This is a genomic window from Streptococcus sp. 544, from assembly GCF_013277385.1.
Lineage (GTDB): Bacteria > Bacillota > Bacilli > Lactobacillales > Streptococcaceae > Streptococcus > Streptococcus mitis_BA.
Genome location: NZ_VMMU01000014.1, coordinates 24049 through 40744 on the forward strand (window position 1 = coordinate 24049; position 16696 = coordinate 40744).

Here is a 16696-nt window from a genome sequence, read left to right on the forward strand (position 1 = left end):
TGTGTAACATGCAACTAAAAAATCGTCTAAAAGAGCTGCGGGCTCGCGATGGCCTTAATCAAACCGAACTAGCCAAGCTAGCAGAGGTTTCCAGACAGACTATCAGCCTATTAGAACGGGACGAATACACCCCGTCCGTTGTGATTGCTTTGAAAATATCTCAAATTTTCAACGAAACAGTCGAATCAGTATTTCGCTTGGAGGAGGACGAGTGATGAACAAGTATAAAGTGATTTATTACATGAGTGTTCTTGCCCTTATTGTGAATGCTTTCGCTATGGTTGGAACATTACTGGGGTGGTTCTATTTTGTTGAAAGTAAGTATTTGTTTTGGGTTAACTTAGTCCTCTTATCCATTTTCAATCGGTTGGAGAAAAAGGAGAAAAATGATGAACAAGTATAAAGTGATTTATTATGTAGTTGCCATAGCTCTATTAGTCAGCCTGTGTCTACTAATTGGAACAAATCTAGGATGGTTTGATCTCTATTACAGCGACCAATTTATCTGGGCCTACTTTGCTCTTATCCCAGTCGTTGACTGGATTGAAAAGAAATCCAAAAATCTAGCAAGTAAATAAGGAGAATGAATATGGAAAAGAAAAAGAAAAATAAAGGTGGATTGTTATTTTTAATGTCTGTTGTCTTGGGAGGTTTCTTGGGCGGTTTTGTAGGGATGTTTAAGGCACTTGCTGAATCCCACGGAATTATGTTAGATGTAAAAGTCTTGATACCATGGATATCAGCTATTTGTTTATTGATAGGTTTCATTAGCATTCTTTTGACTTTCAATTTCTTAAAGAAAAGCAGAAAATTTCACTCCTTGTATCAAGAGGAAATGGACGATGATCTGAATGAAACCTATTATGTGCAAATGCATCGTAATCTTGAGTTTGGAACTATTGCTTTTCATATTACAAGTGTAGCGATTTTATTGGCTCTCTTTATTTCAGGAAGTGAAGTGATTGTACTAGATAGAAGCAATCTAATCTTACCTCTTTCTTTTTTGGGATTAGTGTTGATTTTTAATGCTCAAAAATATTTTTATAAGACTATTGCGATTGTTCGTCAGTTTGATTTGGCATTTTTCTCTACACCAAAGGATTATTTAGACTATGTCAATTCTTGCGATGAAGGGGAGCGCCAGGCTAATTTGGAACAGAGTTTTCGAATTTTATTCCAATTAAACCAATATGTCTTGCCAGGTCTCTACTTTTTGATTGCTCTCTTTTCCTTGCTGACAGGAGAGATTCAGTTACTAGCTTTCCTGCTGGTAGGAGTGATCCATATTTATATCGGTGTGATGCAGTTGCCTATGGTGAAACGTTATTTTAAATAAAGGAGTTTCTATGATTCGTGTTGAAAATGTAAGCAAAAGTTTTGGGAGCAAGAAAGCTCTTCACCAGATTTCTTTTGAGATTAAGGAGGGAGAAATCTTTGGTTTTCTTGGCCCTTCTGGCTCAGGTAAAACAACCATGATCAATGTCTTGACAGGTCAGTTGGCTGCAGATCAAGGTAAAACAGTTTTGTTAGGCAAGAATTCTCAAGATTTAACCTCAAATGATTTGGAACAAATTGGCATTGTTAGTGATGGCAGTGGTTTTTATGAAAAGATGAGTCTTTATAAAAATCTTCTCATCTATGCTAAGTTATATGGTCTCAAGTCAGATAGAGTAAATCAGGTGCTCCAACAGGTTGGATTGGCAGATGCTAAAGATATTATTGCAGAAAAGTTATCTACTGGAATGAAACAACGAATGTTCTTGGCTCGTGCCCTTCTGAATGCTCCTAAGATTCTCTTTCTCGATGAGCCAACCAGTGGCTTAGACCCTACAACATCTAAGATGATTCATACCCTACTTCAAGAATTAAAGCAGGCGGGGACAACTATCTTTCTGACCACGCATGATATGAATGAAGCAACTCTGCTTTGTGATCGCTTATCTCTTTTAAATAAGGGTAATTTAATAGAGTATGGAAGTCCACAAGATATTATCCAGAAGTATCATGTGGATAAGAAAGTACATGTGGTTTATAACGATGGACGAGAACAGATAGTTCCATTTGAAGAATTACCACATTTAGACACGACAGATTTGATGGTGGTTCACTCTTGTGAGCCGACACTAGAAGAAATCTTTATCAGATTGACAGGAGAAAAGTTAGATGTTTAGAAAATTAAATGCCCTACTATGGTTAAGAGTGCAAGTTCTTATCAGCAATTCAACTTTGTTGGCGACTCTATTGATGCCTTTTGGTATTGCTGTTTTATATAATGAATTTTTAAATAAGAATGGACAATTGAGCCTATTTTTACTATCTGCTAGCTTGACGATGGTCTTGAGCATGGGAAGTGGTTATATGGTATCGATTATGATGGCAGAGGATAAGGAAAAACGAAATCTTAAATCACTCATTCTAAGTGGTGTGACAGCAACAGAATATACTTTCAGTATGCTCGTTCTCCCTATTCTGATAATGTTACTTGCTATGATTGTACTTCCCATCTATCTTAAAGTAGATGTATCTGGTTATTTATTTGCCTATGCTATCTATTTGCTCCTAGCAACTATTTGTATTATTTTTCTCAACCTTCTAATCGGTGCGGTGTCAGATACTCAATCTAAAGCGCAAGTTTATAGTATCTTCCCTATGCTAATCGTATCTTTTTTACCCATAATTGCTCTTCAAAATGATACGGCTCAAAAAATGTTGGATTACTCGTTCGTTGGTCCTATTGTAAATCTTTTAAATAAAAAAGGTGGGGAAATATCTTTTTCTAATATTGGTATGTTACTTGCATGGGTACTTGTGTTAGGGATAGCAAACCTCTTTGTATTGAAAAACAGCTATAAAGCAAGATAGGAGATCTATATGAAATTACTTAAAAACCTTGGCTGGTTTCTTCTAGCCTTTCTATCCTTTTTATTCATCTATGGCTTCATTCAGGTGCTCGCGACTACGTCGCTTACCTTAGGCGCTTCACCCTATGCTGTGACCTTACTCTATGTGGCCTTGGCTGGAGTTTATGTGTACGGCATTTACAAATGGTATCAGAAAGGTCCTGTTCGTATTGAGAAGAGTGGCTTCAACCGATTTATTTGGCTTCCTGCCTTGGTTTGGTTCTTATCTCTGGTTGTCCAGTTTTTCTTGCCAAATGATCCTTCAGTAAATCAGCAAATAGCGATAGACTTGACCTTGTCTCAACCACTTTTCTCATTCTTTGCGGTCGTTATTTTTGCTCCTTTGACGGAAGAACTTATCTTTAGAGGGATGTTAGCACGCTACCTCTTTCCTAAGCAGGACAATAGTAAACAAACTCTGATTTTTCTTCTGGTATCCAGTGTTCTGTTTACCTTGATTCATTTCCCAGGTGATGTGCAACAATTTTTTGTCTATTTTAGCCTTGGTTTTAGTTTGGGATTGGCCTATATTAGCAGAAAAGGTCTGGTCTACAGTATTTCTCTCCACGCTTTGAATAATTTAGTCGGCTTTTTGATGATTCTCATGCTATAATAGAGTCAGGAGGTCACATGAAACGAGTAATTTTATTAGCAGTGATTCAAGCAGTCGTTCTATTTTTCATCATTGGAGCGCTAGCTTATGCCTTTAAGGGCGATTTCTTCTATAACTATCTAGCAGTAGTCTTTGCCCCTATTGCTGGTATCTGGCGTTTTGGGACAGCTTACACAACGGAAATTGTCTTGCCTCGAAAGGCAGCTGAAATCGCTGAAAAGCGTAAAGCAGGCAAAAATTCAAAATAAAAGAGTCCGGTGAAGTTCATCGGACTTTTTGTATGGGCGTTAATTTTTAAAGACTGGCAAACTTTTCTGATGATTTTCATGAAGAGCCTGCGCTTTTATGGTAAAATAGTAACAGAATAAAAGAGGAGAGAAAACATGAAACGTAGTATGTATGCTGGTCGTGTTCGTGAGGAACACATCGGACAAGAAATAACCTTGAAAGGATGGGTTGGCCGTCGTCGTGACCTCGGTGGTTTGATCTTTATCGACCTTCGTGACCGTGAAGGAATCATGCAGTTAGTTATCAACCCTGAAAAAGTCTCTGCAGAGGTTATGGCAACAGCTGAAAGCCTTCGTAGCGAATTTGTTATCGAGGTGACAGGTCAGGTCGCTGCGCGTGAGCAAGCCAATGATAAGTTACCAACTGGTGCAGTTGAGTTAAACGTGACAGCTCTGACAGTGCTTAATACAGCTAAGACAACCCCATTTGAGATTAAGGATGGCATTGAGGCCAATGACGATACGCGTTTGCGTTACCGTTACCTTGACCTTCGTCGTCCAGAAATGTTGGAAAATCTGAAACTTCGTGCTAAGGTGACACACTCTATCCGCAACTATTTGGATGAGTTGGAGTTTATCGACGTGGAGACACCATTCCTTTCTAAGTCAACACCAGAAGGGGCGCGTGACTACTTGGTGCCATCTCGTGTTAATAAAGGGTATTTTTACGCTCTTCCTCAAAGTCCACAAATCACGAAACAGCTCTTGATGAATGCTGGTTTTGACCGTTACTACCAAATCGTTAAATGTTTCCGTGACGAGGACTTGCGTGGTGACCGCCAGCCTGAGTTTACCCAGGTCGACTTGGAAACATCTTTCCTTACTGAGCAAGAAATCCAAGATATTACAGAAGGCTTGATTGCGCGCGTGATGAAGGAAACCAAAGGCATCGAAGTGACGCTACCATTCCCTCGTATGAAGTATGACGATGCGATGGCTCTTTACGGTTCTGATAAGCCTGATACTCGATTTGACATGTTGCTTCAGGACTTGACAGGAGTGGTCAAAGGTGTAGACTTCAAAGTCTTTTCAGAAGCACCTGCTGTAAAAGCCATTGTGGTCAAAGGAGCTGCGGATAACTATTCACGTAAAGACATCGACAAGATGACGGAAGTAGCCAAACAGTATGGTGCCAAAGGTCTTGCTTGGGTTAAGGTTGTTGATGGAGAATTAAATGGACCAGTTGCCAAGTTCTTGACAGGCATCCAAGCAGACTTGACAGCAGCGCTTGCTCTTGAAGATAAGGATCTCGTTCTCTTTGTGGCAGATACGCTTGAAGTGGCCAATGCAACGCTGGGGGCCCTTCGTGGACGTATTGCTAAAGAGCTTGGCTTGATTGATAATGATAAGTTCAACTTCCTTTGGGTGGTTGACTGGCCGATGTTTGAATGGTCTGAAGAAGAAGGTCGCTACATGAGCGCCCACCATCCGTTCACCCTTCCACAGGAAGAAACTGCTCACGAATTAGAAGGTGATTTGGCTAAGGTTCGTGCCATTGCTTACGATATCGTCTTGAACGGTTATGAGCTTGGTGGTGGTAGCCTTCGTATCAACCAAAAAGACCTTCAAGAACGCATGTTCAAGGCTCTTGGTTTCTCAGCAGAAGAAGCAAATGACCAGTTTGGCTTCCTTCTTGAAGCCATGGACTATGGTTTCCCACCACACGGTGGTTTGGCTATCGGGCTTGACCGATTTGTCATGCTCTTAGCTGGAGAAGAAAATATCCGTGAAGTCATTGCTTTTCCTAAGAACAACAAGGCAAGTGACCCAATGACACAAGCTCCATCAACAGTCGCTCTCAAACAACTAGAGGAACTCAGCTTACAAGTAGAAGAAGATGAAACAAGCAAAACGAATTAAGCGGTGGCGCTATTATCTGCGCCGCTTTGCTTATCAGATAAAAATTTTACGTGTCTTACAAAGCATCTCTCGTGAAAAATACGATGAGAAGATTTCGGCTTCTCTGGTCTATGGTTTTTTATCAGCAGTAGCGGTCAATTTCTTTTTCCAACCAGGTCATGTGTATTCGAGTGGTGCGACAGGTCTGGCACAGATTATCTCTGCCTTGAGTAATCACTGGTTTGGTTTTCATATTCCGATTTCGCTAACCTTCTACGCCATTAACTTCCCTTTGATGGTCTTAGCTTGGTATCAGATTGGCCATAAGTTCACCGTCTTTACCTTTATCACGGTATCCATGAGTTCCTTCTTTATCCAGTTTGTCCCTGTGGCAACCTTGACGGAGGATCCCATTATCAATGCCCTTTTTGGGGGTGTTGTCATGGGCTTGGGGATTGGTTTTGCTCTTCGAAACAATATCTCTAGTGGTGGAACGGATATCGTCAGCCTGACCATTCGCAAGAAAACAGGTAAGAATGTCGGTAGTATTTCTTTCTTGGTAAATGGAACCATCATGCTGATAGCAGGTTTGACCTTTGGTTGGAAATACGCTCTCTACTCTATGATTACCATCTTTGTCTCTAGCCGTGTGACAGATGCAGTATTTACCAAGCAAAAACGCATGCAGGCCATGATTGTGACCAATCATCCAGACAAGGTAATTGAAAAAATCCATAAAAAATTGCACCGCGGAGCAACCATGATCCACGATGCAGAAGGAACCTATAATCACGAGAGAAAGGCAGTTTTAATTACTGTCATTACACGTGCAGAGTTTAATGAATTTAAACAGATTATGACACAAGTGGATCCAGGTGCCTTTGTCTCTGTATCTGAGAATGTTCATATTTTGGGACGATTCGTTGAAACAGAAAATTAGTGATAAAAAAACCAGCGCGAGCTGGTTTTTATTTTTCAATAATTTTGTGGGCGATTAACTGACGGTAGCAGATTTGTCTATTTTCTTTAGAATCATTGATGATGCAGAGAATAGTTTCTAAAGAAGTGCGTCCGAGGGCTAGGCTATTGATATCTATATAGGCTGCCAAATTGAGCTTGGGATTGACTGAGTCAAAGCTGAGAACAGGGACATCCAGTTGGTGCTTAGCGATGTAGTCACAGACCCCTTCAGCTAGGAGGCTATCGGTTGTGATGATGGCATCAATTTGTGGATCGTGCTTGAATAATCGCTTGCTAAATTTATAGCCCTTTTCTTCCAGAAACTCGTCTGCAAAGTAGATGCGATTGGTGTCAGTGGTAAGTTTGTAATGTTTCAGCGCCTGTTCATAGCCTGTTAAACGGTCTTTGGTCACGAAGAGCTTTTTACTTCCTCCGATAAAGGCAATGCGTTTGCAGCCTTTTTTGATGAAATATTCTGTCGCATCAAAACCAGCTTGAACGTTGTCATTATCGACAAGTGGAATGAAAGGAGATAGAGATTTACCTAAGATAAGGAAGGGGAACTGTTCTTCTGCTACGAGTTTGACGAGGGGATCTTCTTCTTGGGCATAGAGAAAGATTAGCCCATCTACACGCTTGCCGTAGACCATTTGTGAAATAGCGTTGAGACGCTCCTTCTCATCTTTCCCTGTTGCTATCTGAATGGCATAGTGGTTTTCAGATGCGACTTGAGAGATGCCACGTAGAACCGATGGAAAGAAAGGATTCTGGTAGAAGGCGTCTGAGTCATCAGGAAGAACCAAACCAATCACCTGAGTATAGCTACTTACCAAGCTGCGAGCATTGAGGTTGGGATGGTAATTGAGCTCTTTCATAGCCTTACGAACGCGTTTTTTTGTTTCGTCGCTAATGGTTGATTTATTTTGAATAACACGGGTTACGGTTGAAGGTGAAACACCAGCAGCCTTGGCCACGTCTTTAATCGTAACGGGCATAAAAATCTCCTATTTATGGTAATCTGGATCACGGAAATGTGTTTTATAAAAGATAGTGACCAGATACAGAACAAAAAGAATATTTTGTACAGTAATCAGGGTTGACATATTTTGGCCAAATAATCCCAAAATAAGTGTAATCAGAGTCGGCAATCCTAAACAATTCAAGATAAAATGGTAGCACTCTTTAAAGGTTCTAAATGAAAAGAGGCGTGATTTCTTAGTGATATAAAGGAGAAGACTCGCTCCTAGAGAGACGATAAAGAAATTCAAACCAAAGAGGAAGCTGGCACCGAGAACTAGGAAGAGACTGATATAGACACGATTCTGCTGGTACCAGTCTTTAGAAATTGCTTGGGTCAAGCTGTCCTTACTTTTGAAACTCTCAGTCTGAATCGCTCGGTAAGAGATTCGGGTCAGTTCCTTACTTTCCTTGCTGATGATCAGCTCATTTGTATCGAAATGCAGTTGCAAGTCCTTCGGGAACTCCTTACTTGGGCTTGGACCAATCACAACAGAAGGCGCTTGATTAGCTGTTCCTGTATAAGTTAATGTGCCATCAACAATTCTAGCATGTTCAGAGAGATCCTGGATAACCTCATCTGTCAGAGGTTCATAGACATTATCGATAAAAGTTTCTAGCGGATAAGTCTCCTGTGAGCTGTTTTGGATGGCAATGGGTACCATAGACAAGCTGATAAGGAAGATACTGGTAAAGAGAAGTTGAAACCAGTTGAGTCCGAAACGTTTGGACAGGGGCTTACGAAATCCCCAAATACTTGAAAAATAGGAAAATGGATATGGAAGCATAGGTATCTTTCTAAAAGGTGTTTTCTATATGAGTATTATTATATAGAGAAATGTGCTTTATTTCAAGTCTAGGAGAAAAATTGCTTGTTGTAAGGACATTACTTACAGTAACAATCGTTAATACTCAATGAAAATCAAAGAGCAAACTAGGAAGCTAGCCACAGGTTGCTCAAAACAGTGTTTTGAGGTTGCAGATGGAAGCTGACGTGGTTTGAAGAGATTTCCGAAGAGTATAAAATGAAAAAGGGTGGCGGGGATATATTATCCCTTGTCGCCACCACTTGTAAGTCCTGAAACAAAGTTCTTTTGTAGGAAGAAGAAGAGAATACTGATCGGAAGGGCGATGAGGATAGCACCTGCTGAGAAGTAGGCAATCTTCAAGTTCTTCGCATTGTTAACGAAGGTTTGGAGACCAACGGCAACAGTAAAGTATTCTTTCTCACGAAGCAAGAAACTAGAGAGGATGTAGTCCCCGAAAGGTCCCATGAAGGCCCAGAGAGCTTGTACGGCAACCATTGGGCGAACAAGTGGAAGAACAATTTGCCAGAAGCGGCGGAAGTGTCCTGCACCGTCTAGTTTTGCAGATTCGTCTAAAGACATTGGCACTGTATCGAAGTAGCCTTTCATGAGCCAAGCATTCATCGGGATACCACCACCAACGTAGAGGAAGATGAGGAACCAGCTGTGGTTAAGGGCGTTCAACATAAGCGCCATAACGAAGAAGGCTGTCAAAGCGGCCATGGTTGGCACCATTTGGATAATCAAGAAGAAAACCAAACTTTGTTTACGAGCCAAGAAGTTATAACGGCTGTAAGCATAACCAGCAAGTACGATGATACTTGTTTGAACAGCCATGGTAATCAAGGCGATAATCAAAGTGTTGAGGTACCAAGTGCCGTACAAGGTTTCAGTGAAGAGGCCTTTAAAGTTATCAAAATTGAGGTCGATGTTAGTATCTAGTTTAAAGGCTGAGACGTTACCTGCTTTAAAGGCTGACATGATGGTAATCAAAAGTGGATAGATAATGACAATTGATAGACCAATCAGGTAAAGGTAAGTAAGGGTTTGAGTCAGTCTACGTTTGAGTTTAATTGAGTTATTCATCTTAGACGTCCTCCATATCAAATGCGTGTAGTTTCTTGAATGCGATCATAGAGATTGAGATGACAATGATAGAGATAATCAAGGTAACAGCTGCCGCCATTGAGTATTGAGGAGATGTACCTGTTGTCAAACGGTAGATCCATGAGATCAAGATATCGGTTGAACCAGCTCCACCACCGACACTACCAGGTCCTCCACCATTGAAGAGGTACATGATAGAGAAGTTGTTAAAGTTGAAGGTGTATTGGCTAATCAAAGTAGGTGCCGCAACAGCCAAAATCATTGGGAAAGTGATGTTGCGGAATTTTTGCCAAGCATTAGCACCGTCAATATAAGCTGCTTCGTAAAGGTCGTTAGGAATAGATTGCAAGATACCCAAGGTCAAAACGTAGATGTATGGGAATCCGAGCCAACCTTGCATCATAATCAAGGCAATCTTAGTCCAAGTTGGGTCTGTTTTCCAAGGAATAAGAGCCCCATCAAGGAAAGGAAGGAATTTAGCAAAGATTGGCAATACTTGAGTGTTGATAGCTCCGACACTATCGTTAAACATGTTTGAGAATGTCAAGATAGTGATGAAGGCTGGAACAGCCCAAGGAAGAAGGAAAATAACACCGAAGATACGTTTTCCTTTGATAAATGGCTGGTTAGCAATGATAGCTGTGAAGATACCAATCACGATCTGCAAAGTTGAGGCAGATAAAGCCCAGATGATAGTCCAAGAAAGAACAGAACCAAAGGCAGAACGGAAGGTACTCAAGCTCCAAATGTTTGTAAAGTTGGTCAAACCAACCCAGTCCAACAATTTGTTTGGTGGTAAGTGTTGGAAGTCATAGTTAGTAAAGGCGATCATCAAGGTTACGATAACTGGGAAGATAATCGCAAAAGTCATGGCAACATAAGATGGAATGATCAAGAGGTAAGGGAAGCCATTTTCATAGATTCCTTTGATCATTTCTTTGAGGGTACGTGGAACTGGAATTCCATTGTTAATGCGTTTTGCAATCGTATGTGCATCTTTAATATTTGAGAAATAAAAGAGTACATAAACGACTACAAAGATTAAATGGAAGGCACCACGAATCAGCATAAAGAGGGAATTGTCACGACCTGGCTTGTCACCAAGAGTGATGAGGTTGCTCAATTCAGGGGCTGCAAGTGCTAGGAAGTAAAGGACAAATACGATGGTTACACCAAGGAAGATAAAACCTTTGGCTTTTTGTTTATTGTAAATCTGTCCTAACCCAGGAATGATAGACAGCAGGGCTGCTTTACTAGGTTGTTGCTTTTCCATAATAACTCCTTTCATAGGATACTGCTTTTTTATAAGAAAGCTAAATTATTTGTGTTTCTATTGATAAATTCAAAGGGGGATTTGATTTCCACCCCCCTTGAACAAATTTGTTATTCACCAAATTTTTGTTTGATTGTTTCTTTAATCAATGTTACAGCATCGTTAGCAGATGTTTTCGCATCTTTTTGACCACTTACAGCATCAAAGAGCATGTTTTTCGCTGGATCCCAAACTGCAGACATTTGAGAGATGTTTGGCAGTGGCTGAGTGCTCTTGAACTGTTTGATAACAGCTGTTGTCAACTCATCGTTTTTACCTTCAGCGTATGAACGAGCTTCAGTATTCGCTGGGATTTCGTTAGTCTTATCGTATAAGGCTTTTTGTTGTTCAGTTGAAACAAGGAAGTCTACAAATTTTTGAGAAGCTTCAAGGTTCTTAACGGCTTGAGGGATGACCCAGGCTTTACCACCACCGAATGCAGCATATTCTTTTCCATTTGGAAGAGTTGGAATAGTTGCAACTCCGTAGTTTACTTTAGCATCTTTGAAAGCTTGAGCTTTCCAAGGTCCGTCGATGATAGCAGCTGTTTTACCTTCTTGGAAATGAGTTTGGATCAAGTTTCCAGCGCCTTCAGTATCTTGCATACCTTTAGGCCATTTTTCATACCAAGATTTAGCGTAGTTGATACCTGCGATAGAACCGTCGTTGGCAAGACCGATGTCTTTAGGATCTTTACCATTTTGACCGAATACGTATCCGCCGTTACCAGCAAGAAGTCCGTATGCATAGTAGAAGTTTGTCCAGTCAGCTAGGAAGGCAGTAGTTTTGCCATCTTCTCCAGCGAAGGCATATTTGCTATCTTTAGCAAGGTTTTCCAAGTCAGCAAATGTTTTTGGAGCATCTTTTACCAAGTCTTTGTTGTAGTACATAACAAGTGACTCGATAACGGCAGGAGCACCGTAAACTTTACCATTAGCAGCGGTTACAAGAGATTTAGTTGTGTCGTCTGTTTTAGCACCATCGCTCAATTTCACTTCTGAAAGTTGTCCGTCAGAACCAAGGCTACCTACACGGTCGTATGGAGCCATCATAATATCAGGGACATTACCAGATTGGTTATCAAGTGAAAGTTTATCAAGACCTCCTAGAGCATCACCAGTTTTAAGAGTAATTTTTACGCCAGCTTCTTTTTCATAAGCTTTAGCAATCTCTTCAATATAGCTCTTATATCCTTCGTCTACATATACAGTGAGTTCTTTGGCTTCAGATGAACCAGAATCAGCAGGCTTATCAGCAGTTTTGCTTCCGCAAGCTACCAAAAGCAAGCTAGCAAGTGTAACAGTTCCAAGCACAGCAGCGCTCTTCGTGAATTTAGATGACATAGTGTATTCCTCCTAAAGAATAGCAAGTTTTATTGACAAGGAAACGCAAACGTTTTCCTTTATGAGCTTAGTATAGCACAAATAGAAAACGGTTGCAAGTGTTTTTGTCAAAAATTTTAAAAAATTTTTAAGCTTGATTTGATAGCATGATTTTGCTTTTTAATAGAAGAAAAGTGTGAAATAGATAAGAATACAGTATTTTTAATAAAAAATAGATGGAATCTATCTAAAGAGGGAAATCAGGAGGGGCTATCTCCCTGTTTCTAATTCCTATCTATTTTCTATAGACCTTTGTGTCCCTCGCATATAAATTAAAGTTTTCTGAGGAGGTTTTGCACTTTGTAGACTGTCTCATGAGAGTCAAACTTTAGGATTAGATAGTTTTCAGTTATCTTTGCTAAAATGAGTTAGTCTCCTTAAAAATAATCAAAAAAGTTTTTTAAAAACGCTTGCAATTATGCTTGAAAAGGAGTATACTTATAAGTAGCGCAAACGTTTGCGTCTGCTAAAATACGCAACGTTCCATTATTTTAACACACGAGGTGCTATTATGAAAAAACGTCAAAGTGGTGTGTTGATGCACATCTCTTCTCTTCCAGGAGCTTACGGAATCGGATCATTTGGTCAAAGTGCTTACGACTTCGTTGATTTCTTGGTTCGTACAAAACAACGTTACTGGCAAATCCTTCCATTAGGAACAACTAGTTACGGGGATTCTCCTTACCAATCTTTCTCAGCCTTCGCAGGAAACACTCATTTTATTGATTTAGATATCTTAGTGGAGCAAGGTTTGTTGGAAGCAAGTGACCTTGAAGGAGTTGACTTTGGTAGCGATGCGTCTGAAGTTGACTATGCTAAAATCTACTATGCACGTCGTCCTCTTTTAGAAAAAGCGGTGAAACGTTTCTTTGAAGTCGGAGATGTTAAAGATTTTGAGAAATTTGCTCAAGACAACCAATCATGGCTTGAGCTCTTTGCTGAGTATATGGCTATCAAAGAGCATTTTGAAAATCTTGCTTGGACTGAATGGCCAGATGCAGATGCTCGTGCTCGTAAAACTTCAGCACTTGAAAGCTACCGTGAGCAATTGGCAGACAAATTGGTTTACCACCGTGTGACTCAATACTTCTTCTTCCAACAATGGTTGAAATTGAAAGCTTACGCTAACGACAACCACATCGAAATCGTTGGGGACATGCCAATCTACGTAGCGGAAGATTCAAGCGATATGTGGGCAAATCCACATCTCTTTAAGACAGATGTCAATGGTAAGGCTACTTGCATCGCAGGATGCCCGCCAGATGAGTTTTCTGCAACTGGTCAGCTTTGGGGTAACCCAATCTATGACTGGGAAGCAATGGACAAAGACGGCTACAAATGGTGGATTGAACGCTTGCGTGAAAGCTTCAAAATCTACGACATCGTTCGTATCGACCACTTCCGTGGTTTCGAATCTTACTGGGAAATCCCTGCTGGTTCTGATACAGCAGCACCTGGTGAGTGGGTCAAAGGTCCTGGCTACAAGCTCTTTGCAGCCGTTAAGGAAGAACTTGGTGAGTTAAACATCATCGCAGAAGACCTTGGTTTCATGACAGATGAAGTTATCGAGTTGCGTGAACGTACTGGCTTCCCAGGAATGAAGATTCTTCAATTTGCCTTCAACCCAGAAGATGAAAGTATCGATAGCCCACACTTGGCACCTGCTAACTCAGTTATGTACACAGGAACTCACGATAACAACACGGTTCTTGGTTGGTACCGTAACGAGATTGATGATGCGACTCGTGAGTACATGGCTCGCTACACTAATCGTAAAGAATACGAAACAGTGCCACATGCTATGCTTCGTACAGTCTTTTCATCAGTTAGCTTCATGGCAATTGCAACTATGCAAGATTTGCTAGAATTGGATGAGACAGCTCGTATGAACTTCCCATCTACCCTTGGTGGAAACTGGTCTTGGCGTATGACTGAAGAACAATTGACACCAGCTGTCGAGGAAGGTTTGCTTGACTTGACAACAATCTATCGCCGAATTAATGAAAATTTGGTAGAATTAAAGAAATAATACAATATCAGGAGACATCTTAAACATGTTATCACTACAAGAATTTGTACAAAATCGTTACAATAAAACCATTGCAGAATGTAGCAATGAAGAGCTTTACCTTGCTCTTCTTAACTACAGCAAGCTTGCAAGTAGCCAAAAACCAGTTAACACTGGTAAGAAAAAAGTTTACTACATCTCAGCTGAGTTCTTGATTGGTAAACTCTTGTCAAACAACTTGATCAACCTTGGTCTTTACGACGATGTCAAAAAAGAACTTGCTGCTGCAGGTAAAGACTTGATCGAAGTTGAAGAAGTTGAATTAGAACCATCTCTTGGTAATGGTGGTTTGGGACGTTTAGCTGCCTGCTTTATCGACTCAATTGCTACTCTTGGTTTGAATGGTGACGGTGTTGGTCTTAACTACCACTTTGGTCTTTTCCAACAAGTTCTTAAAAACAACCAACAAGAAACAATTCCAAATGCATGGTTGACAGAGCAAAACTGGTTGGTTCGCTCAAGCCGTAGCTACCAAGTGCCATTTGCAGACTTTACTTTGACATCAACTCTTTATGATATTGATGTTCCTGGTTACAAGACAGAAACGAAGAACCGCTTGCGTTTGTTTGACTTGGATTCAGTTGATTCTTCTATTATTAAAGATGGTATCAGCTTTGACAAGACAGACATCGCTCGCAACTTGACTCTCTTCCTTTACCCAGATGATAGTGACCGTCAAGGTGAATTGCTCCGTATCTTCCAACAATACTTCATGGTTTCAAACGGTGCGCAATTGATCATCGACGAAGCAATCGAAAAAGGAAGCAACTTGCATGACCTTGCTGATTACGCAGTTGTACAAATCAACGATACTCACCCATCAATGGTGATTCCTGAATTGATCCGTCTTTTGACTGCACGTGGTATCGAGCTTGACGAAGCAATCTCAATCGTTCGTAGCATGACTGCCTACACTAACCACACAATCCTTGCTGAAGCGCTTGAAAAATGGCCTCTTGAATTCTTGCAAGAAGTGGTTCCTCACTTGGTACCAATCATTAAAGAATTGGACCGTCGCGTGAAAGCAGAATACAAAGATCCAGCTGTTCAAATTATCGATGAGAGCGGACGTGTTCACATGGCTCACATGGATATCCACTACGGATACAGTGTTAACGGGGTTGCAGCACTTCACACTGAAATCTTGAAAAATTCTGAGTTGAAAGCTTTCTACGACCTTTACCCAGAAAAATTCAACAACAAAACAAACGGTATCACTTTCCGTCGTTGGCTCATGCATGCTAACCCAAGCTTGTCTCACTACTTGGATGAGATTCTTGGAGACGGTTGGCACCATGAAGCAGATGAGCTTGAAAAACTCTTGTCTTATGAAGACAAGGCAGCTGTCAAAGAAAAATTGGAAAGCATCAAGGCTCACAACAAACGTAAATTGGCTCGTCACTTGAAAGAACACCAAGGTGTGGAAATCAATCCAAACTCTATCTTTGATATCCAAATCAAACGTCTTCACGAGTACAAACGTCAACAAATGAACGCCTTGTACGTAATCCACAAATACCTTGACATCAAAGCTGGTAACATCCCTGCTCGTCCAATCACAATCTTCTTTGGTGGTAAAGCAGCTCCAGCCTACACAATCGCTCAAGACATTATCCACTTGATTCTTTGCATGTCAGAAGTGATTGCTAACGATCCAGCAGTAGCTCCACACTTGCAAGTAGTTATGGTTGAAAACTACAACGTTACTGCAGCAAGCTTCCTTATCCCAGCATGTGATATTTCAGAACAAATCTCACTTGCTTCTAAAGAAGCTTCAGGTACTGGTAACATGAAATTCATGTTGAACGGAGCTTTGACTCTTGGTACTATGGACGGTGCTAACGTGGAAATCGCTGAGTTGGTTGGCGACGAAAACATCTACATTTTCGGTGAAGATTCAGAAACTGTTATCGACCTTTACGCAAAAGCAGCTTACAAATCAAGCGAATTCTACGCTCGTAAAGCTATCAAACCATTGGTTGACTTCATCGTTAGCGATGCAGTTCTTGCAGCTGGAAATAAAGAGCGCTTGGAACGTCTTTACAATGAATTGATCAACAAAGACTGGTTCATGACTCTTCTTGACTTAGAAGATTACATCAAAGTGAAAGAGCAAATGTTGGCTGACTACGAAGACCGTGACGCATGGTTGGATAAAGTCATCGTTAACATTTCTAAAGCAGGGTTCTTCTCATCTGACCGTACAATTGCTCAGTATAACGAAGATATCTGGCACTTGAACTAAGATACAAATTTATACTAATACATTTTGTAAAAAAGCGAGTTTCGATTGAAATTCGCTTTTTTAATGATGTAGATTTGAGTCAATCTTGTCTTAAAAAGATAGAAATCATAGATACAGTGAAGGCTTTAAATACTGCTTTTTACTCTCTTTCAACCTCATA

At 40.6% G+C, this 16696-nt stretch carries 17 protein-coding genes; 12 read left to right on the plus strand and 5 right to left on the minus strand.

Translation table 11 applies throughout. From position 1 onward, the window contains the following. The first annotated feature begins 8 nt into the window (after positions 1-8). The 10 genes from HT728_RS07010 (at position 9) to HT728_RS07055 (ending at position 6579) form a co-directional block, all read left to right on the plus strand. Positions 9-215 (plus strand): helix-turn-helix transcriptional regulator, encoded by a 207-nt coding sequence (locus HT728_RS07010; RefSeq protein ID WP_001176233.1) that lies wholly within the window; start codon positions 9-11, stop codon positions 213-215. Beyond that, positions 215-403: a hypothetical protein gene (locus HT728_RS07015; RefSeq protein ID WP_173234487.1), complete on the plus strand. Its 189-nt coding sequence runs from the start codon at positions 215-217 to the stop codon at positions 401-403. The genes HT728_RS07010 and HT728_RS07015 overlap by 1 nt, the downstream gene beginning before the upstream one ends. Then, positions 390-578, plus strand: coding sequence for a hypothetical protein (locus HT728_RS07020; RefSeq protein ID WP_001046123.1), 189 nt, complete (start codon positions 390-392; stop codon positions 576-578). Before HT728_RS07015 ends, HT728_RS07020 begins: the two co-directional genes overlap by 14 nt. 11 nt (positions 579-589) lie before the next feature. Then, a complete protein-coding gene (locus tag HT728_RS07025) occupies positions 590-1336 on the plus strand; it encodes a DUF3169 family protein (protein WP_173234489.1) in 747 nt (248 codons plus the stop codon). Positions 1337-1346: 10 nt separating this feature from the next. Next, positions 1347-2171 carry an ABC transporter ATP-binding protein gene (locus HT728_RS07030; RefSeq protein WP_061425775.1) on the plus strand — a complete coding sequence of 275 codons (825 nt, stop codon included), beginning with the start codon at positions 1347-1349 and terminating at the stop codon, positions 2169-2171. Then, complete coding sequence (locus HT728_RS07035) at positions 2164-2862, plus strand: ABC transporter permease (protein WP_173234491.1); 699 nt, start codon at positions 2164-2166, stop codon at positions 2860-2862. Before HT728_RS07030 ends, HT728_RS07035 begins: the two co-directional genes overlap by 8 nt. A gap of 9 nt (positions 2863-2871) precedes the next feature. Further along, positions 2872-3513 carry a type II CAAX endopeptidase family protein gene (locus HT728_RS07040; RefSeq protein WP_173234493.1) on the plus strand — a complete coding sequence of 214 codons (642 nt, stop codon included), beginning with the start codon at positions 2872-2874 and terminating at the stop codon, positions 3511-3513. A 17-nt stretch (positions 3514-3530) separates the two neighbouring features. Continuing rightward, positions 3531-3761, plus strand: coding sequence for a hypothetical protein (locus HT728_RS07045; RefSeq protein WP_173234495.1), 231 nt, complete (start codon positions 3531-3533; stop codon positions 3759-3761). A 135-nt stretch (positions 3762-3896) separates the two neighbouring features. Continuing rightward, on the plus strand, positions 3897-5660 hold the full coding sequence (gene aspS / locus HT728_RS07050) for an aspartate--tRNA ligase (RefSeq protein WP_173234497.1): 1764 nt from the start codon (positions 3897-3899) through the stop codon (positions 5658-5660). Beyond that, positions 5638-6579, plus strand: coding sequence for a YitT family protein (locus HT728_RS07055; RefSeq protein ID WP_112444813.1), 942 nt, complete (start codon positions 5638-5640; stop codon positions 6577-6579). The genes aspS and HT728_RS07055 overlap by 23 nt, the downstream gene beginning before the upstream one ends. Positions 6580-6607: 28 nt before the next feature. Here the strand turns inward: HT728_RS07055 and HT728_RS07060 are convergent, their stop codons facing one another. The 5 genes from HT728_RS07060 to HT728_RS07080 all read right to left on the minus strand — a co-directional run bounded on the left by HT728_RS07060 (position 6608) and on the right by HT728_RS07080 (position 12184). Further along, positions 6608-7594, minus strand: a complete 987-nt coding sequence (locus tag HT728_RS07060) for a LacI family DNA-binding transcriptional regulator (RefSeq protein ID WP_050261020.1) — start codon at positions 7592-7594, stop codon at positions 6608-6610. Between the two features lie 9 nt (positions 7595-7603). Further along, on the minus strand, positions 7604-8404 hold the full coding sequence (locus HT728_RS07065; protein WP_173234499.1) for a DUF1189 domain-containing protein: 801 nt from the start codon (positions 8402-8404) through the stop codon (positions 7604-7606). Positions 8405-8665: 261 nt separating this feature from the next. Continuing rightward, positions 8666-9508: a sugar ABC transporter permease gene (locus tag HT728_RS07070; protein WP_119946937.1), complete on the minus strand. Its 843-nt coding sequence runs from the start codon at positions 9506-9508 to the stop codon at positions 8666-8668. Between the two features lies 1 nt (position 9509). Next, on the minus strand, positions 9510-10802 hold the full coding sequence (locus tag HT728_RS07075) for a sugar ABC transporter permease (protein ID WP_049513553.1): 1293 nt from the start codon (positions 10800-10802) through the stop codon (positions 9510-9512). A gap of 110 nt (positions 10803-10912) precedes the next feature. Then, on the minus strand, positions 10913-12184 hold the full coding sequence (locus HT728_RS07080) for an extracellular solute-binding protein (protein ID WP_173234501.1): 1272 nt from the start codon (positions 12182-12184) through the stop codon (positions 10913-10915). A gap of 502 nt (positions 12185-12686) precedes the next feature. Between HT728_RS07080 and malQ the strand changes: the two genes are divergently transcribed. Then, complete coding sequence (malQ, locus tag HT728_RS07085) at positions 12687-14252, plus strand: 4-alpha-glucanotransferase (protein WP_345890040.1); 1566 nt, start codon at positions 12687-12689, stop codon at positions 14250-14252. Positions 14253-14277: 25 nt separating this feature from the next. Next, the gene (gene glgP, locus HT728_RS07090; RefSeq protein WP_173234505.1) at positions 14278-16536 is read left to right on the plus strand and encodes a glycogen/starch/alpha-glucan family phosphorylase; all 2259 of its coding nucleotides are present in this window, start codon (positions 14278-14280) and stop codon (positions 16534-16536) included. Positions 16537-16696: the final 160 nt, after the last annotated feature.